Annotated in this window: 23 protein-coding genes and 1 pseudogene; 17 read left to right on the top strand and 7 right to left on the bottom strand. The window is 64.6% G+C overall.

From position 1 onward, the window contains the following. Positions 1-542 (bottom strand): calcium-binding protein (locus FHD67_RS05015; protein ID WP_425467242.1); only part of this gene is annotated, 542 nt, incomplete at its 3' end. Between the two features lie 729 nt (positions 543-1,271). Here FHD67_RS05015 and FHD67_RS05020 point away from each other — a divergent pair. The 8 genes and pseudogenes from FHD67_RS05020 (at position 1,272) to FHD67_RS05055 (ending at position 7,424) form a co-directional block, all read left to right on the top strand. Next, positions 1,272-1,856, top strand: a complete 585-nt coding sequence (locus FHD67_RS05020) for a 1-phosphofructokinase family hexose kinase (protein WP_139598041.1) — start codon at positions 1,272-1,274, stop codon at positions 1,854-1,856. A 176-nt stretch (positions 1,857-2,032) separates the two neighbouring features. Continuing rightward, the gene (locus FHD67_RS05025; protein ID WP_176695056.1) at positions 2,033-2,281 is read left to right on the top strand and encodes a PfkB family carbohydrate kinase; all 249 of its coding nucleotides are present in this window, start codon (positions 2,033-2,035) and stop codon (positions 2,279-2,281) included. A 157-nt stretch (positions 2,282-2,438) separates the two neighbouring features. Next, positions 2,439-2,918, top strand: a complete 480-nt coding sequence (locus FHD67_RS05030; RefSeq protein WP_084693717.1) for an inositol monophosphatase family protein — start codon at positions 2,439-2,441, stop codon at positions 2,916-2,918. A 556-nt stretch (positions 2,919-3,474) separates the two neighbouring features. Next, positions 3,475-3,531, top strand: a pseudogene (locus FHD67_RS21165) (hypothetical protein); the annotation flags it as partial. A gap of 170 nt (positions 3,532-3,701) precedes the next feature. After that, positions 3,702-4,208: a BON domain-containing protein gene (locus FHD67_RS05045; protein WP_052715158.1), complete on the top strand. Its 507-nt coding sequence runs from the start codon at positions 3,702-3,704 to the stop codon at positions 4,206-4,208. A 1,210-nt stretch (positions 4,209-5,418) separates the two neighbouring features. Beyond that, positions 5,419-6,048, top strand: coding sequence for a PAS domain-containing protein (locus FHD67_RS20865; RefSeq protein ID WP_232303281.1), 630 nt, complete (start codon positions 5,419-5,421; stop codon positions 6,046-6,048). 178 nt (positions 6,049-6,226) lie between these two features. Further along, positions 6,227-6,652: an HWE histidine kinase domain-containing protein gene (locus FHD67_RS20875; protein ID WP_232303280.1), complete on the top strand. Its 426-nt coding sequence runs from the start codon at positions 6,227-6,229 to the stop codon at positions 6,650-6,652. Positions 6,653-6,974: 322 nt separating this feature from the next. Further along, the gene (locus FHD67_RS05055) at positions 6,975-7,424 is read left to right on the top strand and encodes a hypothetical protein (RefSeq protein ID WP_139598043.1); all 450 of its coding nucleotides are present in this window, start codon (positions 6,975-6,977) and stop codon (positions 7,422-7,424) included. Positions 7,425-8,091: 667 nt separating this feature from the next. Here FHD67_RS05055 and FHD67_RS05060 read toward each other — a convergent pair. Next, on the bottom strand, positions 8,092-8,619 hold the full coding sequence (locus FHD67_RS05060; protein ID WP_246071233.1) for a GNAT family N-acetyltransferase: 528 nt from the start codon (positions 8,617-8,619) through the stop codon (positions 8,092-8,094). A 96-nt stretch (positions 8,620-8,715) separates the two neighbouring features. Between FHD67_RS05060 and hmgA the strand changes: the two genes are divergently transcribed. Further along, entirely contained in the window at positions 8,716-10,077 is a 1,362-nt protein-coding gene (hmgA, locus tag FHD67_RS05065; RefSeq protein ID WP_139598044.1) for a homogentisate 1,2-dioxygenase, read from the top strand. Further along, a complete protein-coding gene (gene fahA / locus FHD67_RS05070) occupies positions 10,074-11,291 on the top strand; it encodes a fumarylacetoacetase (RefSeq protein ID WP_139598045.1) in 1,218 nt (405 codons plus the stop codon). The genes hmgA and fahA overlap by 4 nt, the downstream gene beginning before the upstream one ends. Here the strand turns inward: fahA and FHD67_RS05075 are convergent. Next, positions 11,288-12,211 (bottom strand): ornithine cyclodeaminase family protein, encoded by a 924-nt coding sequence (locus FHD67_RS05075; RefSeq protein WP_139598046.1) that lies wholly within the window; start codon positions 12,209-12,211, stop codon positions 11,288-11,290. The genes fahA and FHD67_RS05075 overlap by 4 nt on opposite strands. A gap of 118 nt (positions 12,212-12,329) precedes the next feature. Here FHD67_RS05075 and xylB point away from each other — a divergent pair, with 118 nt between their 5' ends. Beyond that, positions 12,330-13,778 (top strand): xylulokinase, encoded by a 1,449-nt coding sequence (gene xylB, locus FHD67_RS05080; protein WP_139598047.1) that lies wholly within the window; start codon positions 12,330-12,332, stop codon positions 13,776-13,778. A gap of 3 nt (positions 13,779-13,781) precedes the next feature. On the opposite strand, the gene FHD67_RS05085 is transcribed toward xylB, so the two are convergent. After that, positions 13,782-14,399, bottom strand: a complete 618-nt coding sequence (locus tag FHD67_RS05085; protein WP_052714903.1) for a helix-turn-helix transcriptional regulator — start codon at positions 14,397-14,399, stop codon at positions 13,782-13,784. Between the two features lie 162 nt (positions 14,400-14,561). On the opposite strand from FHD67_RS05085, the gene FHD67_RS05090 reads away from it, so the two are divergent. Then, entirely contained in the window at positions 14,562-14,744 is a 183-nt protein-coding gene (locus FHD67_RS05090) for a hypothetical protein (RefSeq protein WP_045983434.1), read from the top strand. An 11-nt stretch (positions 14,745-14,755) separates the two neighbouring features. After that, the gene (locus FHD67_RS05095) at positions 14,756-15,364 is read left to right on the top strand and encodes an acyl-homoserine-lactone synthase (RefSeq protein ID WP_176695057.1); all 609 of its coding nucleotides are present in this window, start codon (positions 14,756-14,758) and stop codon (positions 15,362-15,364) included. On the opposite strand, the gene FHD67_RS05100 is transcribed toward FHD67_RS05095, so the two are convergent. The 3 genes from FHD67_RS05100 to FHD67_RS05110 are packed head-to-tail and all read right to left on the bottom strand — an operon-like array spanning position 15,361 to position 18,379. Then, the gene (locus FHD67_RS05100; protein ID WP_139598049.1) at positions 15,361-16,872 is read right to left on the bottom strand and encodes a PhnE/PtxC family ABC transporter permease; all 1,512 of its coding nucleotides are present in this window, start codon (positions 16,870-16,872) and stop codon (positions 15,361-15,363) included. The two genes, FHD67_RS05095 and FHD67_RS05100, sit on opposite strands and share 4 nt — an antisense overlap. Continuing rightward, positions 16,865-17,521 carry an ATP-binding cassette domain-containing protein gene (locus tag FHD67_RS05105; protein WP_139598050.1) on the bottom strand — a complete coding sequence of 219 codons (657 nt, stop codon included), beginning with the start codon at positions 17,519-17,521 and terminating at the stop codon, positions 16,865-16,867. The genes FHD67_RS05100 and FHD67_RS05105 overlap by 8 nt, the downstream gene beginning before the upstream one ends. A gap of 3 nt (positions 17,522-17,524) precedes the next feature. Further along, positions 17,525-18,379 (bottom strand): putative selenate ABC transporter substrate-binding protein, encoded by an 855-nt coding sequence (locus tag FHD67_RS05110; protein ID WP_176695066.1) that lies wholly within the window; start codon positions 18,377-18,379, stop codon positions 17,525-17,527. Between the two features lie 259 nt (positions 18,380-18,638). On the opposite strand from FHD67_RS05110, the gene FHD67_RS21275 reads away from it, so the two are divergent. The 4 genes from FHD67_RS21275 to FHD67_RS05125 are packed head-to-tail and all read left to right on the top strand — an operon-like array spanning position 18,639 to position 23,400. Further along, the gene (locus FHD67_RS21275) at positions 18,639-19,238 is read left to right on the top strand and encodes a twin-arginine translocation signal domain-containing protein (protein ID WP_045999772.1); all 600 of its coding nucleotides are present in this window, start codon (positions 18,639-18,641) and stop codon (positions 19,236-19,238) included. Positions 19,239-19,250: 12 nt separating this feature from the next. Continuing rightward, positions 19,251-21,719, top strand: a complete 2,469-nt coding sequence (gene fdnG, locus FHD67_RS05115; protein WP_218062272.1) for a formate dehydrogenase-N subunit alpha — start codon at positions 19,251-19,253, stop codon at positions 21,717-21,719. Continuing rightward, entirely contained in the window at positions 21,716-22,711 is a 996-nt protein-coding gene (gene fdxH, locus FHD67_RS05120; RefSeq protein ID WP_218062273.1) for a formate dehydrogenase subunit beta, read from the top strand. The genes fdnG and fdxH overlap by 4 nt, the downstream gene beginning before the upstream one ends. Continuing rightward, positions 22,711-23,400 (top strand): formate dehydrogenase subunit gamma, encoded by a 690-nt coding sequence (locus tag FHD67_RS05125; RefSeq protein WP_045983439.1) that lies wholly within the window; start codon positions 22,711-22,713, stop codon positions 23,398-23,400. The genes fdxH and FHD67_RS05125 overlap by 1 nt, the downstream gene beginning before the upstream one ends. Positions 23,401-23,446: the final 46 nt, after the last annotated feature.

Raw genomic sequence — 23,446 nt, forward strand, 5'->3', positions numbered from 1 at the left:
CCGGCGCCGCCATAAATCAGATCATTGCCGGTATTAGAGTGGATAAAATCGTTTCCGCCATCGCCGCTGATGGTATCATTGCCTGAACCCCCATCAATAACGTCGTCAAACTGCGATCCTGAGATACGGTCATTTCCAGCACCGGTGAAGATCGACAGACCGTGGGCGGATATTCCGCTACCGGAGGTGTTCACCGTGGCGTTTGTTGCATAGACAACATCGTTACCCGAGGTGCCGTAGATGCGCTCGATGCCAGTGAAGTCCAGACGCTCGCTGCCGATCTGAACGCTGCCACTATCTGTCGAACGCATATCGATGCGTGCTCCGACTGAGCCCTCCAGGATCAGCTTGTCACCACCGGGGTTGCCTGGCGTATAGGGATTGGCATCGTACCGCTCCACTCCGGTACCGCCGTGATACGTGTCGTTGCCCATTCCGGCCTGCCAGTGGAAGGTGTCCAACCCTTCAAGACCCCAGACTATGTCTGATTGTGTCGTGCCCCGCATCGTATCGTCAGCACTCGACCCTCTGATTGTCGCCATTCCAGATCCCGTCCCATTACCGTTGCTCTTTGTTCGGGAACGTTATGTGGTGTTGGTTAACGATTTATTACCAGAAATTTCACCAAGCTTGACCCACTGGCAAATTTTTGCGTTGGGCCGTTAAGACTGCGCGGATCCTCGCATTTGTGCGAGCTTGAAAAGGAGGCGCTCCGACTTTTGGATGCCGCCGAAGACGAGTGGGTGTGCTGGGCTGGTGCGGTTATGTCATCAACGAACGCACAGTCTGTATGCGCATGTACCAGACACGTACTGGTTCGTATGGCAGATTATATATGGCATACACTTCTTCAGAAATTTTGGTTGCTGATCGTTCGCGGCGAACTTGGCCGACAAGCGATTATCCTTCGGATAATGCTCGCACTTGCATTTGTACCGTTAACAAGATGAGGTTTCCTGACAGCGGTCCCATCTCGGGCAAGACTGGGACCGCCTGACCGAATGGGAAAGCCTTACTCAGTTCGGGTGGAGGCATATTAGTCCCGTGCGACTAAAAGCCAATCTATAAACTGATGAAATTCTGAATAGGTATTGCCGGAAAGTATTGTCGCCTATGAGGATGCACGTTAACGAACTTCATCTACAATCACCGTTTCCCTCGAAAAAAGTTAATCTTTCATGTAACAATTTTTGAAAATAACTAACATGAGGATCCTAACGGGCTGTCCTTTCGTTTCTCGGAAGCGATAAAGTCAACTATTGGGCAGGCTAATGAAAAACACGAGATTGTCAGATGATGATAGGACATTGGAACACGCTTCGAGCAGCAATCTGTGCGTGTTTGCGCCGTGGCCGTTGATCGCGGTTGCGATCGAGGCCTCCCCGGAAGACGGCTCCGACGATATCGTTGTCCGGGCAGGAGGACAGGGCGTTTGGGTCGCGCGAATGGCGGCGTCTTTTGGTGCCCGCGTCACCCTCGTCGGACCATTCGGCGGAAAGATCGGGCGAGCAGCTGCGGTCATGTTGCATGACGATGGTATCGCCGCGCGATCGGTGGACGTTGCCGGGTCGAACGGTGCCTACATCCATGATCGACGTGGCGGCGAACGGGCGCAAATCGCTGAGATGCAGCTGGCAAGGCTAGACAGGCATGAGGTGGATAATCTTCTGGACGCGCTCCTGACGGAGGGGATGCGCTGCGGCACTGTCGCCCTGACCGGCCTGCCGGACGGCGAAGTCTTTGACCCTGCACTCTATGGAACTGTAGTGCGCGATCGCGCAGCGAACGGTGTGGAGATCATCGCTGATGTGGCAGGTGCGCCTCTCAAGGCGATCGACCAGGGAATAGGGTCCTGAAGATCAGTCATGAGGAGATGGTGGCGGACGGATATGCGACCGATGGTTCTTGGTCGGCCATCGCAGCCGGGATGGACCGGCTTGTCGATCGGGCGCGCGATATCGTCGTCTCCTGTGCCGCTTGCGGAACTCTCGCCAGATTTGATGGAAAGTTCTAGCTGGCGACCCTACCGAACGTGACGCCACGGGATCACACAGGCGCCGGGGATTCCATGACGGGTGGACTGGCCGTCGCACGCACGCAGGGTCTCAGCGTCAGCGACGCGCTGCGGCTGGCCACCGCAGCAGGTGCCCTCAACGTGACCCGTCGCGGGCGCGGCACCGGTGCTGCCATGGATGTCGACGTGTTTCGGGACCATGTAGAGGTCCGTAAGGTGGATCCCGCAGATCTTGATCTTGAAGCCAAACGGAGCGCTCAACAATGACCATGGAGAACCCACCGATCGACGAACTGCAACGCATCGAAAGCCTTGCTGCGAAATTGGCCGCCCTCGCCGGGGCCGATATCCAGTTCGCCTTGGGGAAGGCGATGCAGGTCAGCTACAAGGGGGAGCCCGGGTGGATGCGCGATCCGGACTGCCGATGTTCGCAGCCTCCATTGGCGTGCTCTACCGTAGCCGTCCGGTTGCCGGCGCGCTGTGGTGTTCAGCCACCCATGTGCTGCGCCCCGGTGTCTACTCCGCTCATGTCGGCGGCTCCCTAAATTTCGATGGTGCTGAATTCGTGCGGCCAGATCAAGCGCAGGTCCGTCGAAGCCTTGTTGGCACGCCGCAAGGCGGGACGGCGGAACCCTTCGATACACGGCTGACAGGGTCGGCTGCGATCGAATGCGCGTTTGTCGCCGCTGGCCTCCTCGCCGGCACGCAGCTTGGCGCTCAAAACCTCTGGGATGTGGCTGGAGGTGCTGCCCTCGTACTGGCAGCCGGAGGCGACGTCCGCATTCATACGGCGGAGGGATGGGTTCCGTTCACCAGATTCGAGGGACCGGATGGTGACCTTGCCCGATGGCGCGCGCCGATGGCACTGGGAAGGCCGGATGCGCTGGAGGCTCTGATGGTGTGACCCCCGGGTAGCGCTGCTCTACTTCTGCAATCTCATATGAGGGCCGGACGACAAGCGAGGATGCGGCCTGGCCGATGATGCCTTTGGTCGGCAGCCCAAGCCCATCGCGATAAAACGATAGTGAATGTTCAAGATTGCTCACGCCCAGTGTGATGACGGAAATTCGCGGTTCCATGTCATGCCCCTTGCATTGGCTTCTGCACCCTGCAGACGCCTTCACAGTCATGGGCCGTTGCATGCAACGGAAGGGCCCGCAGGGCGGGGGTCGGGCCAACCGTCCCGAGCCTAACCTGTTTTAGACGTGTAAACGTTAATCCATGATTTCTACGGCGGTCAACTAAGGCGAAGTCTCAGGAAGGAGGTGTCACAGACAGCGGGTGATCCAAGCCTTGCCGATAACATTTATTTGCCGGAACGCCCCTTCGGAAGCGGCCGTTTCTCCCGCATTTGAGATGCCGCGTGGCACCCGTGTTTTGAGGAGGAACACGCTATGGCAAACGAATATAACGACCGTGATCGCATGGGACGTGCCGGCCAGGGCTACGGCAACCGCGACATGAACAGGAACGATCGCGACTGGACCGACAAGGCCGCGGACGAGGTCAAGTCCTGGGTCGGCGATGATCAGGCCGAACGTCGCCGCGACATGGATGAGATGCGCGACAATCGCGACCAATACCGTGATCGCTACGATGTCTATGATCGCTCCGCATCCTACGACCGTGGCTATGGCCAGGGCGGCGGCTATGGCCGCTCGAATGATGGCCGGGTCGTCGCGGCAGCATGGGCCCCGATCTTCGTGCCGATCGTGCCTTTGATCCCTACGGCTCGAACAGCGGCTACGGGCGTGACAACCGCTCCTACGGGCGCGGCTATGCCGACCGCAACGACGAACGCGGGTTCCTGGATCGCGCAGGCGACGAGGTGGCCTCGTGGTTTGGCGGCCAGGAGGCCAGCCGCCGTCGCGATATGGACAAGCATCGCGGCACCGGCCCGAAGGGTTACATCCGGTCGGACGAGCGCATCAAGGAGGACGTCAGCGAGCGTCTGATGGATGACGGCCAACTGGACGCCTCGGACATCGAGGTGATGGTTCAGGACGGCGAGGTCACGCTGACCGGTACCGTTCCGGAGCGGCTCGCCAAGCGTCATGCCGAGGATGTCGCGGAGCGTGCCTCAGGGGTGAAGCACGTGCAGAACAACCTGCGCGTCGCGTCGTCCGGGCAGACCGGAGCGGCAGCAGCGTCGTCCCTGATCGCCGATCCGACGCGAGACCGAGGCATTCTGTAAGGTCTCGGCATATCGCAGACCCATACTGCGGCATCACGAGCCAATATGAACAGTCAGCGGGCGCCTCACCGGCGCCCGTTTTTCTGCTGACATGAATTTTTCTTCTGACAAAGCGTGCGACGGGTCTGACTTGGCCGGGACCACGTCCGCTGCTACCAGGCATCAAGCCCGATCACATAGCCGTAGATATATTGGTCCTACGGCGGCGCGCATGACTATCTGCCATCGCAGTCACAGGGGATACCGCAGATGAGAAAGCAACATGTTTTGGAGCAGGGAGGTGCAGCGCGCTCCCTCCCGTACCGGCAATAATCGATCGCGAACTGCGCGACCAGTTCCTGGCAGCGAGGTGCCCGAGACGCAGCTCGATGCGATACTGGGATATTTCGACCTATATGGTGGAGCCGCCGAGATTACGTCAGCGGCCGAGTACCGGAACGGCATGGCCATCTATGCAGCATCTGACGCTCACCTTTCCTCTGATGATGTCCACAGTGCTGTCGCCAGATACGTCATCCACCTTGGTACGCGCCTGGCGGAGTGGGACGGCAAGCATACGGTCCCAAAGGCACCTCTGTGATCTCGCACAAGCAAGGTGCCTCCTGGTGCAATCAGGACAGATGGAGCTATTGAGGGCAGTGATTATCTCGATCCTGCAGAGGTTCGTCTTTCTGCGGCAGCCTTGAGCGCCCTGTCCACACGAAGAGCCAAAACGATCAAGTGCGGAGGGATCTCGGTCAGGGCAGCGTGGTCCCCGACATGATCAACGGACTGCGGTGCGTCGGCTTCACCGGGCTTGGACTGGGGAGGGTCCGATGGGCAGGGACACCACCCTTCGTCCAGCGCGCGTCGCACCGCGGCCACGAGTTCCTGATGGAGGGCATCCTCCTGGTCCTTCCGCAGGGGCTCTGTCTCCAGCGGCGCATGATAGGCTTCCGTGAATGGTAGGACATGCGCAAGGGCGCGTGGTTTCTTGGATCCCATAGTCACCGTCCTTGCCACTCCTCCATCGCCCAACCCGCATTGGGGAGGATGTTTCCGGCTTTGGAAGGTTTTGATCAATATCACGCGGCCTGTCGCCGCCGGGTCAGGACGCTTGCTGAGCAGGGCAGGCCCGTGTGACTCTTTATGCTGCTAATATAGCTTAACAAACGCAAGGACAGGTGCAAACTTCTCCACATGATCGCTAAAGAGGCAGAAGACATTTTCTTTGAAGCTGATTGACTTGACTGATGCACTCCGCCGCGACGGGTCTTCGCGGTTCCCACTGCCCCCGACGGACAATCCGTTCGCCGCGGCCTTTGCCGCGACCCGCATGCCGATGCTGGTGACGGACCCCGGACGGGCGGACAATCCGATCATCTATGGCAATCAGGCGTTCACGCAGCTGACCGGATATGCCCGCGAGGAGATCCTCGGGACGAACTGCCGGTTCCTGCAAGGGCCCGGCACCAATCTGGACGACGTGGCGAAGGTTCGAAAGGCGATCGAGGACAGGCAGAGCATCGAGATCGACCTGCTGAACTACTGCAAGGACGGCACCTCGTTCTGGAACCGGTCGCTCGTCTCCCCGGTGTTCGATGCGCCGGGACAGCTGACGCACTTCTTCGCGTCTCAGTTCGACATCTCGCCGGAGCCGAACCGCTTGGCGGAACTGGCTTTCGAGCATGGCGAACTGGAGGTAGAGATCGTCAAGCGGATGCAGGACATGGTCATGACCGAGGCGCGCCTGCGTTTCGTGCTCGGGGCGGCTGGTATGGCGACGTTCGACGTGACGAACAACCGGGCCACCCTGTCCCGGCAGTGTCTGCTAAACTACAGCCGCAATTCTCTGGAATAGTTCGGGATGGATGAGCTTGGATCTGTGATTGTCCCTGACGGCCTTCCAAAGTGGGACGGCAATCCGCGACAGGTCCGGACTCTAGGTAGAATATCGCGTCACGGCGCCGGACGGAAGCATCCGGTGGGTTGAGATCAAGGGGCATATCACCACCGCGCCGGATGATCCGCAGATCACCATGGTCGGCATCTCGCAGAACATCACCGAACGCAAGGAGGCCGAGGAGCATCGGCGGATGGTGTCGCGCGAGATGGCGCATCGCGTGAAGAACTCCCTCGCCACGGCGCAGGCGGTCTTCAAGCACTCGCTGCGCGGCGTGACGGATCTGGATGATGCCCGCGACAAGGCCATGGGCCGCATCGGGGCGCTCAGTGCCGATGCCGGGTCGGTGACGATCCGATGGCAGATCTCGAGTGACGACGCCGACCGGTTCCTGTTCGAATGGATCAAGCAGGGCGGTCCGCCCGTCAGCGAGCCCAAGCGGCGGGGCTTCGGCAGCTCGATCGTCGAGAGCCTGACACCCGCCGATCTCGGCGGCACGGCGACCCTCAGCTTTAAGCCGACCGGGGTCAGATACGCACTGGATGCACCGCTGCCCGCCTGATGGCTCTCAGACACGATGTTCTGAGCAAAGATTTCAATACGGCTTATCTGGAATGGACAGCCGTCGGAAGCTGCTCGGACTGCTTGCCGTTCGGCAGGATATTCCTGAGATAATCATGCACGACGTCGGCGCTGAACGCTTGCTGATGAACTCTGCGCCGGGCGGCAGATCGCCGGGCCCGGGGGTCATTCCGCCCGTGGCTGCCTCATGGCATCGGTGCCGGCATCCGAGAGAATGTTGCAGGGGGCCATGCGGATTAGAGGATCGTCGTCAGCGACCAAGGGTATAGGGAGGAGTATCGTTCATTCTGAATGACCTCGTGATGCTCGACATCAAGGCATCCGTAAGAATTTCGTTCCTGTCCTTGGACGGCATTTTGCGTGCAGTGTTTTTCCCGCATGCAGGGCACCTGCCAAGCAATTGGGTCAGCATCTCGATGATGGACCAAAAGCACTGTGGGTCAGGATGGATATGGAAGGAGGCGGCGAACTCCGGTCCGTCGCTTCGCTCAGCCCACCGCGGAAATGCCAGCGGCATTTGCATGGTTCGCCGAGCCGATCATGGCCTTCCGGGGCGATCCGTAGCCGATCAGCGGCATTACACCCTCGAAATGGTCGGCGTGGCATCTCGTGCAGATCCAGTCTGCGCTCAGCGTCCCTTGGCAGACCAGACAAGGGTCATCTTCGATGTCGAAGTCGAGCGGGAATGGAATGGGGACTTGGGCAGTCGCACACATGGCCAGTCTCCTTTCAAAAGCATCATTAAATCGTAACGGGTTCCCTAAACCTGAACTGACGGTTCTGCGACATCTGCAAGTAAAAGAAACGGGCGGTCACCAAACAATCACTTGTTCTGGCAGGGCGTGCGAGAAGACCGCGTAAATGGTTTGGGTGGCTTTTAATTCTTATCTGTCAAAGAATTATCTTATTTTTCCGTGCGAAAGATCGACGGATGTACTCCTCGCGCTCGCTTTGCATCGTGACAATGATCGGTGGTGGAGGCTTCGTCGCATTGAGTGACGACGACAAGAATGTTCTATTTATGTTCTTTAAGCCACTACGGCATGCGTCAATGCAAACGACTTTGAGGTTTGTGATGTCCTCAATTGGCGTGGCACGGACATCTTCCTACGTAGCAATAAATGAAAAGATGTCATCCAGTCCACTTCCGCACGGCAACCGACGGATCGAGCAGGGGGACTATCGATGCACGGCGAGTGGCGACGTCATTCGGAGGCAACTCGACAGGAGCACATAGAGCGGATGATCGATGCGAAGGTGGAACAGGCTGCTCGTATTCTGCTTGGACCCACGCATAAGGATAATCGCGGCCCGTAGAATGGGTCTGAAGACTTTCGGATGTTCAACGAACCATGAGCAATGACCAGTTTATTTGCTACATAATCATGGTTATTTCCTTCTTGGATGCGGCCCGTCCGGTCAGGACAGACGCTTGACCATCAGCAGTTCGTCCACCTCCTGTCCCGCATCGATCAGCGCGGCAGGGATCCGGCCGGTCTGGACAAAGCCATGGCGCAGATAGAATCGGATGGCGGCCGTGTTGTGGTGGTTCACCGCCAGCTCGATCTGCCGCCGCCCGGTGGCGGTCGCGAAATCCATGACGGCGCGCAGCAGCGCATCCGCTGCCCCCGTTCCCCGCAGGTCCTGGCGCAGATAGACCATGATCAGCGTCGCCCGATGCGATCGCCGTTCGCCCCGCTGCGGTAGCAGGCCCATGATCCCGACCGGGTCCTGTCCCCGGAAGGCGGCAAAGACGGGATGCGTCATCCGGCTGATCCATTCGTCATCGGTCAGCCCTGACCAGTCGGCCTCGGTATTGCCAAAGGCGGTGGGCGCCAGGCGCAACGACTCCAGCCGGATCGCCTTGAAGGCGGACAGGTCGCCCGGACCCAGCTTGGCGATGCGCATGTCGGACATGTCGGCCTCCGGTTCCCAAGGCATCAGCATTCACGGACCTCGCGGCGGGTGCAAGGCCGCGTCGCTTGACGGATCGCGGCACCGCCGGATATATTCGTTGCAGATGCAATGAAATTGGGTGCCGCGATGACCGACAGCGATCAGACCTCGGGAATGACCCGTGCCCCTGCGGGTCCGGGTGCCCATCCGGGATACCTGCCCGGCTTTGGCAACGACTTCGAGACCGAGGCCCTGCCCGATGCCTTGCCCCAGGGCCAGAACAGTCCGCAGCGCTGCAATTATGGCCTTTATGCGGAACAGCTGTCGGGAACCGCCTTCACCGCGCCGCGCGGCCAGAACGAGCGGACCTGGTGCTATCGCATCCGCCCGTCCGTGCATCACACGGGGCGGTTCGCGGCGATCGATCTTCCCTATTGGAAGACCGCGCCGCATGTCCTGCCGGGGGTGACCAGCCTGGGCCAGTACCGGTGGGATCCGATCCCGGTCCCCCAGGGCGACCTGACCTGGCTGACCGGCATGCGCACCATGACGACCGCAGGCGACGTGAACATCCAGGTCGGCATGGCGACCCATGTCTATCTGGTCACCGCGTCGATGCGGGACGAATACTTCTTCTCTGCCGACAGCGAACTGCTGGTGGTGCCGCAGCAGGGCCGGCTGCGGTTCTGTACCGAACTGGGCATCATCGACGTCCAGCCGCAGGAGATCGCGATCCTTCCCCGCGGCCTGGTCTATCGGGTCGAAGTGCTGGAAGGCCCCGCCCGGGGCTTCGTCTGCGAGAATTACGGCCAGAAGTTCGACCTGCCCGACCGCGGCCCCATCGGCGCGAACTGTCTGGCCAATCCGCGCGACTTCAAGACCCCCGTCGCGGCCTTCGAGGATCGCGACGCCCGGTCCCGCGTGGTCATCAAGTGGTGCGGCCAGTTTCATGAGACCTGGATCGACCACAGCCCGCTGGACGTGGTCGCGTGGCACGGCAACTATTGCGCCTACAAGTATGATCTGCGGACCTATTCGCCGGTCGGCGCGATCCTGTTCGATCATCCGGACCCGTCGATCTTCACCGTGCTGACCGCACCGTCCGGACAGGAGGGGACGGCAAACATTGACTTCGTGCTGTTCCGCGACCGCTGGATGGTGGCCGAACATTCGTTCCGCCCGCCCTGGTACCACAAGAACATCATGTCCGAACTGATGGGCAACATCCACGGCATCTATGATGCCAAGCCTCAGGGGTTCGCCCCCGGCGGGATCAGCCTGCACAACTGCATGCTGCCCCACGGCCCCGACCGCGAGGCCTTTGACAAGGCGACGACCGGCGATCTGGTGCCGCACAAGCTGGCCGAGACGATGTCCTTCATGTTCGAGACGCGCTTTCCCCAGCATCTGACCAAATACGCCGCCCACGAGGCGCCGATGCAGCCGGAATACATCGATGTCTGGAACCGGCTGGAGAAGAAGTTCGACGGCACGCCGGGGGTGAAATGACCGGTGCCGAACCCGGCCTGATGCCGTCGCAGGTGTTGTCCGCCAACCGGCCTGATTGCGATTTCCCGCTGAACAACCTGCCCTATGGCGTGTTTTCGGACGACCGCGGCCCGCGCTGCGGGGTGGCCATCGGCGACCGCATCCTGGATCTGGCCGCGTGCGAGGCGCAGGGTCTGCTGGATGCGGGCGGCACCTTTGCCGCGCCGCGGATGAACGACTTCATCGCCCGCGGTCCGGACGCGTGGGCGGCGGCTCGGGCACGGCTGACGGCGCTGCTGTCCCCCGACGGACCCCGTGACCTGCCGCTGGTGGCGATGGCGGGCGCGCGGCTGCACCTGCCGATCCGGGTCGAGGGGTTCACCGATTTCTATGCCTCGCGCCATCACGCGTTCAACGTGGGATGCCTGTTCCGGGGGCCGGACAACGCCCTGCCGCCGCAATGGGACCACATGCCCATCGGCTATAACGGCCGGGCCTCGTCGGTTGTGGTGTCGGGAACACCGGTGCATCGCCCGATGGGCCAAGTCGCCGGCCCTGCCGGTCCGGAATGGACCGCCAGCCGCCGACTGGACCTGGAATTGGAACTGGGCGCCATCGTGGGGGCGGCCACCGCCCTTGGCACCCGCATCACCGTCGATCAGGCCGAGGACATGATCTTTGGCCATGTCCTGCTGAACGACTGGTCGGCGCGCGATATCCAGGCGTGGGAATATCAGCCCCTCGGGCCGTTCCAGGGCAAGGCCTTCGCCACCACGATCAGCCCGTGGATCGTGACCCGCGCCGCGTTGGAGCCGTTCCGCCGCGTCGGTGCCGCCCGGACGGTGGACCCCATGCCCCATCTGCGCGACAGCCGCCCGGGCTTTCATGACCTGGCGATGGGCTGGACGCTGAACGGGCAGGTCATGGCACGCGTGAATTATGCCGTGATGCACTGGTCGCAGGCGCAGGCGCTGGCCCATCACGCCAGTTCGGGTTGCCCGATGAACGTGGGCGACCTGCTGGGATCGGGCACGATCTCTGGTCCCACCCCCGATCAGACCGGCGCCCTGCTGGAGATGACGCGGAACGGGCAGCAGCCCGTGACCGTGAACGGCCAGCCCCGCACCTTCCTGCAGGACGGGGACGAGGTGGGTCTGTTCGCCCATGCGCAGGGGGCGGGCTATCGCGTGGGGTTCGGGCCCTGCACCGGGCGCGTGATGCCCGCCCTGCCCTAGGCCGCGGCGGCGATCCAGGCGGCGATCATCGTGTCAAGATGCGCGCCGCCGCCGTTCTTGAAGACCGTGACCTGGTCCGCGCCCGTGCGTCCGCACCGGCCGGGCACCAGGTCGTACAGATCGCCCAGGACGTCGTCGGGCGTCAGAACGCCCGCGGCGATCGGGATCGCCAGCTCGCCGATATGGGCGATGGTGGTGGCACGGCTGTCGACAAAGATACGGGCGCGGGTCATCAGCGCGTCGTCGGCCTCGCGCATCTCGGCTCGAAAGGCGCCGATCAGGTCGACATGGGTGCCGGGGCGCACCCATTCCCCGCGCAGGACCGGTTCGCGCGCCATGGTCGCGGTGGACACGATGTCGGCCTGGGCCACCGCCGCGGCCAGGTCGGTGACCGGCGTGACCGCGTGACCCTCTGCCGCCAGGCGTTCGGCCAGCGCCCGCGCCTGTTCGGGACGGCGCGCCCAGACCTGCACCTGATCCAGATGCGGCATGCCCGCGCGATAGGCCGCGACCAGCCCCCCGGCCAGCACCCCCGCCCCGACGACCAGCAACCGGCGGCTGTCCGGCCGGGCCAGGATCTGCGCGCCCAGCACGGAATCGGCGCAGGTCTTGTATTGGGTGACCAGCGGCGCATCGATCACGGCGGTCAGCACGCCGGTTTCGGAGTCAAAGACCAGCATCGCCCCCTGCACCGACGGCAGGCCGCGGGCCGGGTTGTCGCCAAACACCGTCACCGCCTTGACGCCGAAGCCCCGGCCGGGCAGCCAGGCCGCCCGCGTCAGCAGGCTGCCCGACCCGGGCCCCAGGAACAGGTCGCGGACCTCGGCGGCGGCTGCCAGATGCCCTTGGCGCAGCGCGTCGATGGCGCCGGGCCAGTCCAGCCCGCGGGCGCTGTCGCGGTCGATGATGCGGGGGGTCATGGCACGCTCCGTTCGTTTCCCCCCGACCCTTGTCCGAAGCGGGCGCGGGTGCAAGGCGGCGGCTGGACATTTCGGTTTTCGTGTTGAAGGTCTGGCGGGACAACACGGAGGATGCGGGATGAGCTTTCTGGGGATCGATCTGGGCACGTCGGGACTGCGCGCGCTGCTGGTGGATGATGCGGGACAGCCGATCGGCTCGACCGAGCGCCATTACGACGTGGCCCATCCCCGTCGCGGCTGGTCCGAACAGGACCCTGCCGACTGGATCACGGCGCTGCAGGGGGCGGTGGCCGATCTGCGTGCGGCGCATCCCCAATTCGCGTCCCTTCGCGGCATCGGCGTCGCGGGGCACATGCACGGCGCCTGCGTGCTGGATGCGCAGGACCGCGTGCTGCGCCCCGCGATCCTGTGGAACGATACGCGCAGCCATGTCGAGGCCGACGCGCTGGACGCCGATCCGCGGTTTCGCACGCTGACCGGCAACATCGTCTTTCCCGGCTTCACCGCGCCAAAGCTGGCCTGGATGGCCGCGCATGAGCCGGACCTGTTCGCCCAAGCCGCGCGGGTGCTGCTGCCGGCCGCCTATCTGAACCTGTGGCTGACCGGAGAGGCGGTGGGCGATCTGTCCGACGCATCGGGGACGTCGTGGCTGGACACCGGGGCGCGCGACTGGTCGGACAACCTGCTGGCCTTGACCGGAATGACCCGCGCGCAGATGCCCCGCCTGGTCGAAGGGTCGGCCCCCGCCGGTCGGCTGCGTGCCGATCTGGCCGCCGAATGGGGCCTGTCCGGGTCGGTGACGGTCGCCGGGGGTGCGGGGGACAATGCCGCCGCCGCCTGCGGGATCGGCGCCATGGCCGAAGGTGCGGGCTTCGTGTCGCTTGGCACATCGGGGGTGCTGCTGGCGGCGCGCGACGGCTATGCCCCCGCGCCTGACACGGCGCTGCACAGCTTCTGCCACGCGGTGCCGGGGCGCTGGTACCAGATGGGCGTGATGCTGGCCGCGACCGACAGCCTGAACTGGCTGGGCCGCGTCACGGGGGCCACGCCCGCCCAGCTGACCGCCGACCTTGGACCGCTGCGCGCGCCGGGGCCGGTGCGCTTCCTGCCCTATCTGTCCGGGGAACGCACGCCGCATAACGACCCCGCGATCCGCGGCAGCCTGACCGGGCTGGCGGCGGCGACCGACCGCAACGACCTGACCCGCGCCGTGCTGGAGGGGGTGGCCTTCGGGCTGGCCGACAGCCTGGTGGCGCTGCAATCGACAGGCGCGCGTCCGACGCGGCTGATGGCCATCGGCGGCGGGGCGCGGTCACGCTATTGGCTGGAGGTGATCGCGACCGCGCTGGACGTGACCCTGACCCTGCCCGAGGACGGCGACTTTGGCGCGGCCCTGGGCGCCGCACGGCTTGGCATGGTGGCCGCCGGGGCCGGAACGGTCGAGCAGGTGATGACCGCGCCCCGCGTCACCGCCGAGATCGCGCCGGATGCCGGTCTGCGCGACGCATTCGCCGCGGCGCATCGGGCCTATCGCGCCGCCTATCCGGCGATCCGCGCGATCCAGTAGCGGTCACAGATAGTTGCGGGCGACCGCGATGGCCACGGCCTGGGTACGGCTTTTCGCACCCAGCTTGCCGCAGGCCTTGATCGCCCGCTGCTTGACGGTGGATTCGGCGATGGACAGCTGGGTCGCGGTCTCGATCTGGCCAAGACCGTCGCGGAAGCAGCGCAGCACGTCCAGTTCGGCGGGCGTCAGGGCGGCCCGGTTCAGGACCAGGTCGGTCCACAGGTTGAACTTGGCGCGGCAGCGCGCGATCTCGTCATCGGAAAATTCGCGGTCGGGGTGGGACAGCGTCAGGAATGACCGCTTGCCTGCCACCTTGCGTGATATCGCCACGCCATAGTTCAGGCGGAACCGCCGTGCCGCCTGCATGACCCCGCGCAGGTCGGGAATGCGCACCTCGGACCAGCGGGCGGCGCCGTCATGGGTCATCGTCCACATCGCGATAGGATCGCCGAAGAAGTAGTTCCGGTCCTCGTAGATGGATCGCCAGGCATCCGGATAGGCGTTGTGCAGGTGTTCGGGGCCCTTGTAGGTCAGGTTGAACCCCATGATCCAACCCGAGGGCGCAAGAGCGTGCATTTCGGCGATCTCGTCGTCGAAATTGGGGATCAGATCGTTCAGCATCACGCCTCTCCTGCTTCACGACCTGCAGGATATGCCTTTTCGGACATACTGAAAAGGCAGCTTGTCCGCTTTTCGCGCGACAAGCCCGGCCATGGGTAGCAAGCCGTTAACACCTGTCAGCTATGGAGGACAAAGGTGGTTAAGGGAATCAGAGAGCCGAGATTGGCAACCGCGGAATTCAGCCGCGACATGGTCGAGACGATGCTGACCTATTTCGATGCCTATGCCGATGAAGGCGTGCTGGCGGTCGAGGTCACCAGCTGGGGCCTGTGGCTGCCCAACAAGGTGACCGGCGGTCGCCAGTTCCTGGGACTGGCCAAGCTGCCCGACGGGTATCGGCAATAGGGATGCGTGACATGACACAGACGATGACAAACGTGCAGATCGCCACGATCCGCCTGCCGCGCGACATGGCCCAGTTCGACCTGGTGGCCAGCTTCTTCCAGCTGCGCAAGCAGATCTTCGTGGATCGCATGGCATGGCCCCTGCACCACGCCGAGGGTATCGAGTTCGAGCAGTACGACACCTTCGATACCGTCTACGTGATCGCCCATCGCGACGGGCGCGCGATCGGCGGGGCGCGGCTGAAACGGACCGACTGTTCCTTCGGCGGCGGCAAGGTGGTCTATTCCTACATGATCCGCGACGCGCATCGCGGCTTGCTGCCGGGCATGCCCACCAACCTGTGCCATGACGAACCCCCCGTCGACCCGCAGGCGTGGGAACTGACGCGCTTCGCCGCCCTGCCCGTACCGGGCCTGGCCGAGGCGATCCTGGAGGCGTCGAACGAATACCTGCACGACGTCGGTGCCACCGACTGCCTGTTCCTGGGGCCGCCCGCGTTCCTGCGCATGGCGTCGCGGCTTGGCTGGACGCCCCGTCCGATGGGCGATCTGGTGTCCAACGACGACGGCAAGTTCCTGGCCTTTGCCTGCGCGGTGCGCCAGCCGCAGATGGCCGCCTAGCAGTTGGTCGCCTGGCCGGGCACCGCCCCCGGCCGCGCGTCCCCGACATGCAGATCGCCCGCGCCAAGGCGGGCGCGAATGGCGCGCGACAGCGCGTCGATGCCGACCGTGACCAGCCCGGTCGCGGCCAGAATGACGACTGCGCGGTCGATGCGCAGTTCCCCGATGGCGTCGTCCAGGTAGAACCCCAGGGTCGCGATGCCCAGGATGCCCATGATCGCCGATTCCCGGATGATGATCTCCCACCGGTAGAGGCACAGCGCCACGAAGGGTCCGAACAGGCGTGGCACGATCTCCCAACCCCACAGCGTCAGGCCGCGGGGCGCGTCCGCGCGCAGGGTCAGCCCGCTCGCCTGACGGCCCAGAAGATGCCCGATGATCGCCCCGTTATGCAGCCCAAGCGCCAGGATCGCGGGCAGCATGGACGGCCCCCAGACCTGCAGGAACAGATAGGCCAGCATGTATTCGGGAAAGGACCGCAGGATCACCAGCACCAGATGCCCCACGCCGGCGCCGATGCGCCCCGTCACGCGCGGCACGATGGCGGCCTGCGCGACGAAGGCCACCGCCCCCGCCAGCACCAGCGCCAGCTGCGCGACGATCAGCGTCGCGGCCAGGCCGGGCAGGATCGCGGTGCTCGTCAGCTCCCACAGCCAGGGCAGCAGGGCGGCGGGGTCGCCTTGGCGCAGGGGGGCGGGGATGATGTCCTGGCCGAGGAACCGCCACAGCGCGCCCTGCCCCATCGGCGGCGTGCGCACGGTGCAGAGCATCACCGCGGCGAAGATCAGCCAGCCCAGCAGCAGCCGGGGCCGCATCCACAGCCGGACCGTCGCGATCAGCGTGATGTAGATCACCATGACCGCTCCCGCTGCGCCGTATTCCCCCTGTCGAAAGAACGTGTCCAGCTGGAAGCCGAGCGTCGGCAGCCCGATGAAGCCCAGCACCGCCGAGGACCGCAGCCCGCATTCCAGCCGGTAGAGCGCATAGGTCGCCATCTGCGGCCAGGCCAGTGGCGCGCGCGCCCAGAGGAACCGCGTCAGCGGATCGACCGACGGACCCAGCCAGCGGTCGGGGCGGCGGTCGGATTCGTCCAGGATCTCGGACAGGACCTTGGCGAAGATCCCGGCATAGGGCAGCGCGATGGCCAGAACCCCCGACCAGACGCTGATCCCGAAGACCTGCAGCAGCAGCAGCGCCCAGAACAGCTCGTGGACCGAGCGCAGGGCGATGGCCAGGCCCCGCACCGCGCGCAGCCGATAGAAGGGCGCCAGGATCAGCCCCGCCACGCCCCCCAGGGTCACGCCCGCGACCGCAAAGGCCACGGTCAGCGCGACGGCGCGGGCGATCTGTTCGATGGCGCCGAAATCGGGCGCCAGAAAGCCGCGGCCCATCCGGGCCAGCGCGGTCCAGGGGTCGTGGCCCGCCACCGTCAGGTCGGCCAGCGGCAGGCACAGGGCGGCCACGGCCAGGAACCCCGCCACCACGCCAAGGCGCGACAGGCTAGCCATAAAGGGCCTCGATCCGCGAGGCATCCAGTTGGTCCACCGGCAGGTCGAACAGAAAGACGCCCTGCTTCAGCCCGATGACCCGCGTGGCAAAGGCCCGCGCGACGGCCACGTCATGCAGTGCCAGGATCGCCGTCGGGAAGGCCGCGCGCAGCAGCGCGGCCAACTCTTGCGCGTGGCGCGGATCGACGGCCGACAGCGGCTCGTCCCCCAGGATCAGGTCGCCGCCGCGATGCAGGGCACGGGCCAGGGCCACGCGCTGCTTCTGCCCGCCGGACAGGGATTCCACGCGGGCATCGGCCTGGGGTGTCAGGCCCACGCGGTCCAGATCGGCCAGGGCGGCGGCGCGGTCGGGGGCGGCTGGACGGACCAGCGTGCGCAGGTTGCGCCAGGCGCCGTGATCGTCCAGCCGCCCCATCAGCACGTTGCGCAGCGCCGACAGCTGGGGGACCAGCGCCGCGTCCTGCGGAACCAGCGCGATTCGCATTCCCCGCCCCGCCGCCGCCCCGTGCAGGGCGGAGAGGAGCGTCGACTTGCCCGAACCGCTGCGTCCCAACAGGGCGACCCGTTCGCCCGGCGCGACATGCAGTCGCACCCCGGCCAGGACGGGCGTGCCGCCATAGCCCAGATCGACCCCGTCCAGCAGTTGCAAGGATTACTCCAGCAGGTCCAGATCGCGGGCGACCTGTTCGATGGGGGCATAGTCCTCGTTCGCGGCGGGGATGAAAGCGTTGCGCGGGAACGCCGCCAGCAGGTCCGGGTCGTCCATGCCGACCAGCGCGGCTTGGACCTTGTCGGCGAAGCCCTCGCCCCACCGGGCGTCCACGTCGCCGCGGATGGTCCAGTTGTAGTCGGGATAGGGCGGCGTCTTCCAGATGACCTTGGCCGTCTCGACCTCGGGCGCGTTATCGGCAACCGCCTGATCGTAAACGGCATAATTCAGCGCGCCGACCTGCCAGGCGCCGGATGCGACCAGCCGCAGGGTCTGGCTGTGATCGCCCGAGAAGCCCACGCGGTCAAAGAACTCCTCCGGCGCCTCGCCGGTATTCTCGCGGATCGCGTATTCCGGCATCAAGCGCCCGGAGGTCGAGGTCTTGGCGCCGAAGGTGAAGGACATGCCCCGCGCGGCTTCGGGGAAATCCTCGGACTCGGTCAGGCCGGTGTCGGTATGGGCGATGAAGTAGCTGACGAAACTGGTATCCTCGTCGCCCTGCGCGATGGCGCGGGCCCCGTCGACCAGCAGCCGCGCCTGCACGCCCGACAGCCCCCCGAACCAGGCTAGCTGGACCTGGTCGTTGCGGAAGGCGGTGACCGCGGCGGGATAGGATTTCACCGGAACGAACTCGACCGGCACGCCCAGCTCCTCCGACAGATAGTCGGCGACGGCGGTGAAGCGTTCGACCAGGCGGGTTTCGTCCTCGTCGGGAATGGCCGAGAAATACAGCGTTTCCTGGGCCGCGGCGGAAAGCGGCAGGGCGGTGGCCAGCAGGGTGGCGAACAGGCGTGACATCAGGGGCATGGGATGGCTCCGGTCAGGGTGTGAGGGCTGGGATCGGCGGACCCCGCTGAACGCGGGGTCTCGCGCCGATGTGCCAAGCCCCCGTTTCCGGCGGAGCCACGCGGCCCGAACGCCCCCGGCGCATCGGCTTGATGCCCTGTTCTAGACCGTCCGTTCGGTCGCGCGCAAGGCTTCGTATCTTGACTTGGCCGGGGCCGCGGCAGAGAATTGGGATGTACCTATCGAATTTGACAGGCAGAGGGAGGGTCCCATGAATATCGACCTTTCGCGTCGCGGCTTTTTACGGCTAGCGGGTGCGGGGGTTGCGGCAACGTCGCTTGGAGCCATGGGCTTCGGCGGGGCCGAGGCAGCGGAGGCGGCGCATGTGCGCGCGTTCAAGCTGGCCACGACCACGGAAACACGCAACACCTGTCCCTATTGCTCGGTCGCCTGCGGGATCATCATGTATTCGCGCGGGGACGTGAAGGCCGGCGAAACCGCCGAGCTGATGCATATCGAGGGCGATGCCGATCACCCGACGAACCGCGGAACGCTGTGCCCCAAGGGCGCCGCGCTGAAGGACTTCGTCCATGCGCCCACGCGCCTGACGCAGCCCCGCCTGCGCCGTCCGGGATCGGACCGCTTCGAGGAGATCACCTGGGAGGAGGCGCTGGACAAGATCGCCCGCGCCCTCAAGGATGATCGGGACGCGAACTTCATCGCCACCAACGATGACGGCACCCCCGTCAACCGTTGGACGACGACGGGATTCCTGGCGGCTTCGGCCACGACCAACGAAACCGCATGGCTGACCTACAAGACGGTCCGGTCCATGGGGATTGTGGGATTCGACAACCAGGCACGCGTCTGACACGGCCCTACGGTGTCCAGTTTGGGCCCGACATTCGGCCGTGGAGCGATGACCAATCCATGGACTGACATCAAGAACACCGACCTTGCGATCGTCATGGGCGGCAATGCTGCCGAGGCGCATCCCTGCGGCTTCAAGTGGGTGACCGAGGCCAAGGCGCATCGCGGCGCCAAGCTGATCGTGGTCGACCCGCGTTACACCCGCACCGCATCGGTCGCGGACTACTATGCGCCGATCCGTCCGGGCACAGACATCGCCTTCCTGATGGGGGTGATCCGCTGGTGCATCGAGAACGACAAGGTCCAGTGGGACTATGTCCGCAACTATACCAACGCGTCCTTCCTGGTGCGCGAGGACTTCGGCTGGTCCGACGGCCTGTTTACCGGCTATGACGAGGAAAAGCGCGACTTCAACAAGGAAAGCTGGGACTATCAGATGGGCGAGGACGGCTTTGCGCTGACCGATCCCACGCTGCAGGACCCGCGCTGCGTCTGGAACATGCTCAAGCAGCATGTCGACGTCTACACGCCGGAATTCGTGGAGAACATCACCGGCACGCCGCGTGACAAGTTCCTGGATATCTGCGGGATGATCGGCGAATGCTCGGCCGTGGACCGGACGATGACGTCCATGTACGCGCTTGGCTGGACCCAGCATTCCAAGGGTGCCCAGAACATCCGCGGCATGGCGATGCTGCAGCTGATCCTGGGCAATATCGGCGTCCGCGGTGGCGGGATGAACGCGCTGCGCGGTCACTCCAACATTCAGGGCCTGACGGATATCGGCCTGATGTCGAACCTGATCCCGGGATATCTGAACATCCCGACCGAGAAGGAGGTCGACTGGCAGACCTATCTGTCCACGCGCGAGTTCACGCCGCTGCAGCGGGGTCAGACCAGCTATTGGCAGAACTATCCCAAGTTCATGGTCAGCTTCCTCAAGGCGATGTGGGGCGATGCCGCCACGGCCGAGAATGACTGGGCATACGAATACCTGCCCAAGCTGGACGTTCCGGCTTATGACATCCTGCGCATGTTCGAACTGATGAACAACGACCGGGTGAACCTGTACTTCTGCCAGGGCTTCAACCCGATGCTGTCCATCCCGGACCGCGGCAAGGTGACGGCGGGCCTGTCCAAGCTGAAGATGCTGGTCGTGATGGACCCCCTGTCCACCGAGACCTCGCATTTCTGGGAGAACCACGGCGCGCATAACGAGGTCGACACGGCCAGCATCCAGACTGAAGTTCTGGAACTGCCCACGACCTGCTTTGCCGAGGACGAAGGCGCGCTGGTCAATTCGGGCCGCTGGCTGCAATGGCACTGGCCGGGCGCGACGCCGCCGGGCGAGGCCAAGCACGACACCTGGATCATGGCGCAGATCTGGACGCGGGTGCGCGACCTGTATCGGGCCGAAGGCGGCGCCTTCCCCGATCCGATCGTGAACCTGTCCTGGGACTATGCCGATCCGGGAGAGCCCACGCCCGAGGAGCTGGCCCGCGAGATGAACGGCCGCGCGCTGGCTCCGGTGACGGACCCGGCCACGGGCGCGCAGATCCTGCAGGCCGGTCAGCAGGTGTCCGGCTTCGGACAGCTGCGCGATGACGGGACGACCATGGCGGGCTGCTGGATCTATGCCGGCAGCTGGACCGAGGATGGCAACATGATGGCGCGGCGGGACAATTCCGATCCCGACGAGACCGGCATGTTCCTGAACTGGGCCTTTGCCTGGCCGGCCAACCGTCGCGTGCTGTACAACCGCGCCTCGGCCGACATGGCGGGCCAGCCTTGGGACGCCACGCGCCCGCTGATCCAGTGGGACGGGGCGAAATGGGGCGGCTACGACGTGCCCGACATCGCGCCGACGGCGGACCCGTCGACGGTCGGACCCTTCATCATGAACCAGGAGGGCGTCTCGCGCCTGTTCAGCCGGGGCATGATGCGCGACGGGCCCTTCCCGACGCATATGGAGCCGTTCGAAAGCCCGATGGCCAACGTGTTCAACGCGCGGATGCGCGGGAACCCGGTGGCGCGCGTCTTCGAAAGCGACGTGGCCCGGCTTGGGACCAGCGACGAGTTTCCGTTCGTCGCGACCTCCTATCGCCTGACCGAGCATTTCCACTACTGGACCAAGCACAACCGGGTGAACGCCGCGTTGCAGCCCGAGTTCTTCGTGGAGATCAGCGTCCAGCTGGCCGAGGAGCGCGGCATCACCAACGGCAGCCGCGTGCGCGTCTTCGGCAAGCGCGGACAGGTCTGGGCCAAGGCGGTGGTCACCCGTCGCCTGCAGCCGCTGATCTGTGACGGAAAGCCCGTCCATGTGGTGGGCATTCCGCTGCACTGGGGCTTCATGGGGGCCGCCAAGAAGGGCTGGGGGCCGAACAGCCTGACGCCGTTCATCGGGGATGCGAACACGGACACGCCCGAATTCAAGGCGTTCCTGGTCAACATCGAACCCGCAACCGAGGAGCCGGTGGCATGAACGACATGGCAAACAGCCCGACCACGGCGGCGTCCAACCCGCCCGTGCAACCGACCGAGGCCTATTTCGATGCGCGCGACGTCGTGCGCATCTCGGCCACGCGGAACGTGCCGCAACCGGACCGCCAGCTGGAAAAGCTGGCCAAGCTGATCGATGTGTCCAAGTGCATCGGCTGCAAGGCCTGCCAGTCCGCCTGCGTAGAATGGAACGACACGACCCCGGCGGTGGGAGAGAACGTGGGGGTCTATGAGAACCCCCATGACCTGACCCCCGACATGTTCACCCTGATGCGTTTCGCGGAATGGGAGAACCCGGCGACCAACGACCTGGAATGGCTGATCCGCAAGGACGGCTGCATGCATTGCGAGGATCCGGGCTGCCTCAAGGCCTGCCCGGCGCCGGGCGCCATCGTGCAGTACTCCAACGGTATCGTGGATTTCATCCACGACAATTGCATCGGCTGCGGTTATTGCGTCACCGGCTGTCCCTTCGACATCCCGCGCATCAGCCAGACCGACCACAAGAGCTACAAGTGCACCTTGTGTTCGGACCGCGTGGCCGTGGGCCAAGGTCCCGCCTGTGCCAAGGCCTGCCCCACTCAGGCCATCGTCTTCGGCACCAAGGCCGACATGCAGGCGCATGCCGAGACCCGGATTGAGGACCTGAAATCGCGCGGCTATGAAAACGCGGGCCTGTACGATCCGGCCGGCGTGGGCGGCACCCACGTGATGTATGTGCTGCATCACGCGGACAAGCCCGGGATCTACAACGACCTGCCCGAAAACCCCCGGATCTCTCCGGTGGTCGAGGGCTGGAAGGGCGTGACCAAGACCGCGGGCCTGGCGGCCATCGGTCTGGCCGCGGTGGGCGCCACGCTGCACGGTCTGTTCGCCCGCGGCAACGAGGTCGAGGAGCATGACATCGAGGCCGCCGACAAGCTGGTAAAGGGCGAAGATCCCGACGGCGGTCCGACCGGCGGGGGGCACGTCTGATGGCGCATCGTCCGTACTACTCGGAACGGGGTGACCGGCTGGAAAGCATCCAGCCGGTCGAGGTCAGCCGCTATCGCGGGTTCACGCGCGCGAACCACTGGGTGACCGCGTTCAGCCTGATCGCGCTGGCGCTATCCGGCCTGGCGCTGTTCGACCCGTCGCTGTACTTCCTGACGGGGCTGTTCGGCGGCGGGCAGACCACGCGCTGGATCCACCCGATCATCGGCGTGGTGCTGTTCCTCAGCTTCGCGCTGATGTTCATCCAGCTGTGGCGCCTGAACATGCCCAAGCCCGAGGACACGACCTGGGTCGCCCAGATCGGCGACGTGGTGAAGGGCCGCGAGGAGAACTTGCCCGAACTGGGCAAGTACAACGCGGGCCAGAAGTTCGTCTTCTGGGGCATGTCCGCCCTGATCATCGTGCTGATCGTCACCGGCGTGATGATCTGGCAGCAGGTGGCCGGCCATCTGGTCAGTGTGCCGCTGCGCCGCATCGCGGTTCTGGTGCATGCGCTGTCCGCGGTCGCGATCATCCTGGTGTTCATCATGCACGTCTATGCCGCGATCTGGACGCGGGGCACGCTGCGCGCGATGACCCGGGGCACGGTCACCGGCGGATGGGCCTGGCGCCACCACCGCAAATGGCTGCGAGAGATCGCCAGCCGCGACAACAAGGGCCCGGCAGAGTAATCTGCCGGCCACCATCACCGGCATCCCCTGTGGCCGGTTCGGCCCG

The sequence above is a fragment of the Paracoccus haeundaensis genome (assembly GCF_006239215.1).
Taxonomy (GTDB): Bacteria; Pseudomonadota; Alphaproteobacteria; order Rhodobacterales; family Rhodobacteraceae; genus Paracoccus; species Paracoccus marcusii.

Bases quoted from the DNA above. Each gene is read 5' to 3' on its own strand.
- FHD67_RS05020 (WP_139598041.1), top strand. From the start codon at position 1,272: ATGAAAAACACGAGATTGTCAGATGATGATAGGACATTGGAACACGCT.
- FHD67_RS05125 (WP_045983439.1), top strand. From the start codon at position 22,711: ATGGCGCATCGTCCGTACTACTCGGAACGGGGTGACCGGCTGGAAAGC.
- FHD67_RS05100 (WP_139598049.1), bottom strand. From the start codon at position 16,872: ATGGCTAGCCTGTCGCGCCTTGGCGTGGTGGCGGGGTTCCTGGCCGTG.
- FHD67_RS20875 (WP_232303280.1), top strand. From the start codon at position 6,227: ATGGTCGGCATCTCGCAGAACATCACCGAACGCAAGGAGGCCGAGGAG.
- FHD67_RS05045 (WP_052715158.1), top strand. From the start codon at position 3,702: ATGGGCCCCGATCTTCGTGCCGATCGTGCCTTTGATCCCTACGGCTCG.
- FHD67_RS05085 (WP_052714903.1), bottom strand. From the start codon at position 14,399: ATGCTGAACGATCTGATCCCCAATTTCGACGACGAGATCGCCGAAATG.
- xylB (WP_139598047.1), top strand. From the start codon at position 12,330: ATGAGCTTTCTGGGGATCGATCTGGGCACGTCGGGACTGCGCGCGCTG.
- FHD67_RS05060 (WP_246071233.1), bottom strand. From the start codon at position 8,619: ATGCTGATGCCTTGGGAACCGGAGGCCGACATGTCCGACATGCGCATC.
- fdxH (WP_218062273.1), top strand. From the start codon at position 21,716: ATGAACGACATGGCAAACAGCCCGACCACGGCGGCGTCCAACCCGCCC.
- FHD67_RS21275 (WP_045999772.1), top strand. From the start codon at position 18,639: ATGAATATCGACCTTTCGCGTCGCGGCTTTTTACGGCTAGCGGGTGCG.
- hmgA (WP_139598044.1), top strand. From the start codon at position 8,716: ATGACCGACAGCGATCAGACCTCGGGAATGACCCGTGCCCCTGCGGGT.
- fahA (WP_139598045.1), top strand. From the start codon at position 10,074: ATGACCGGTGCCGAACCCGGCCTGATGCCGTCGCAGGTGTTGTCCGCC.
- FHD67_RS05110 (WP_176695066.1), bottom strand. From the start codon at position 18,379: ATGTCACGCCTGTTCGCCACCCTGCTGGCCACCGCCCTGCCGCTTTCC.
- FHD67_RS05075 (WP_139598046.1), bottom strand. From the start codon at position 12,211: ATGACCCCCCGCATCATCGACCGCGACAGCGCCCGCGGGCTGGACTGG.
- FHD67_RS05055 (WP_139598043.1), top strand. From the start codon at position 6,975: ATGCTCGACATCAAGGCATCCGTAAGAATTTCGTTCCTGTCCTTGGAC.
- FHD67_RS05030 (WP_084693717.1), top strand. From the start codon at position 2,439: ATGTTCGCAGCCTCCATTGGCGTGCTCTACCGTAGCCGTCCGGTTGCC.
- FHD67_RS05095 (WP_176695057.1), top strand. From the start codon at position 14,756: ATGACACAGACGATGACAAACGTGCAGATCGCCACGATCCGCCTGCCG.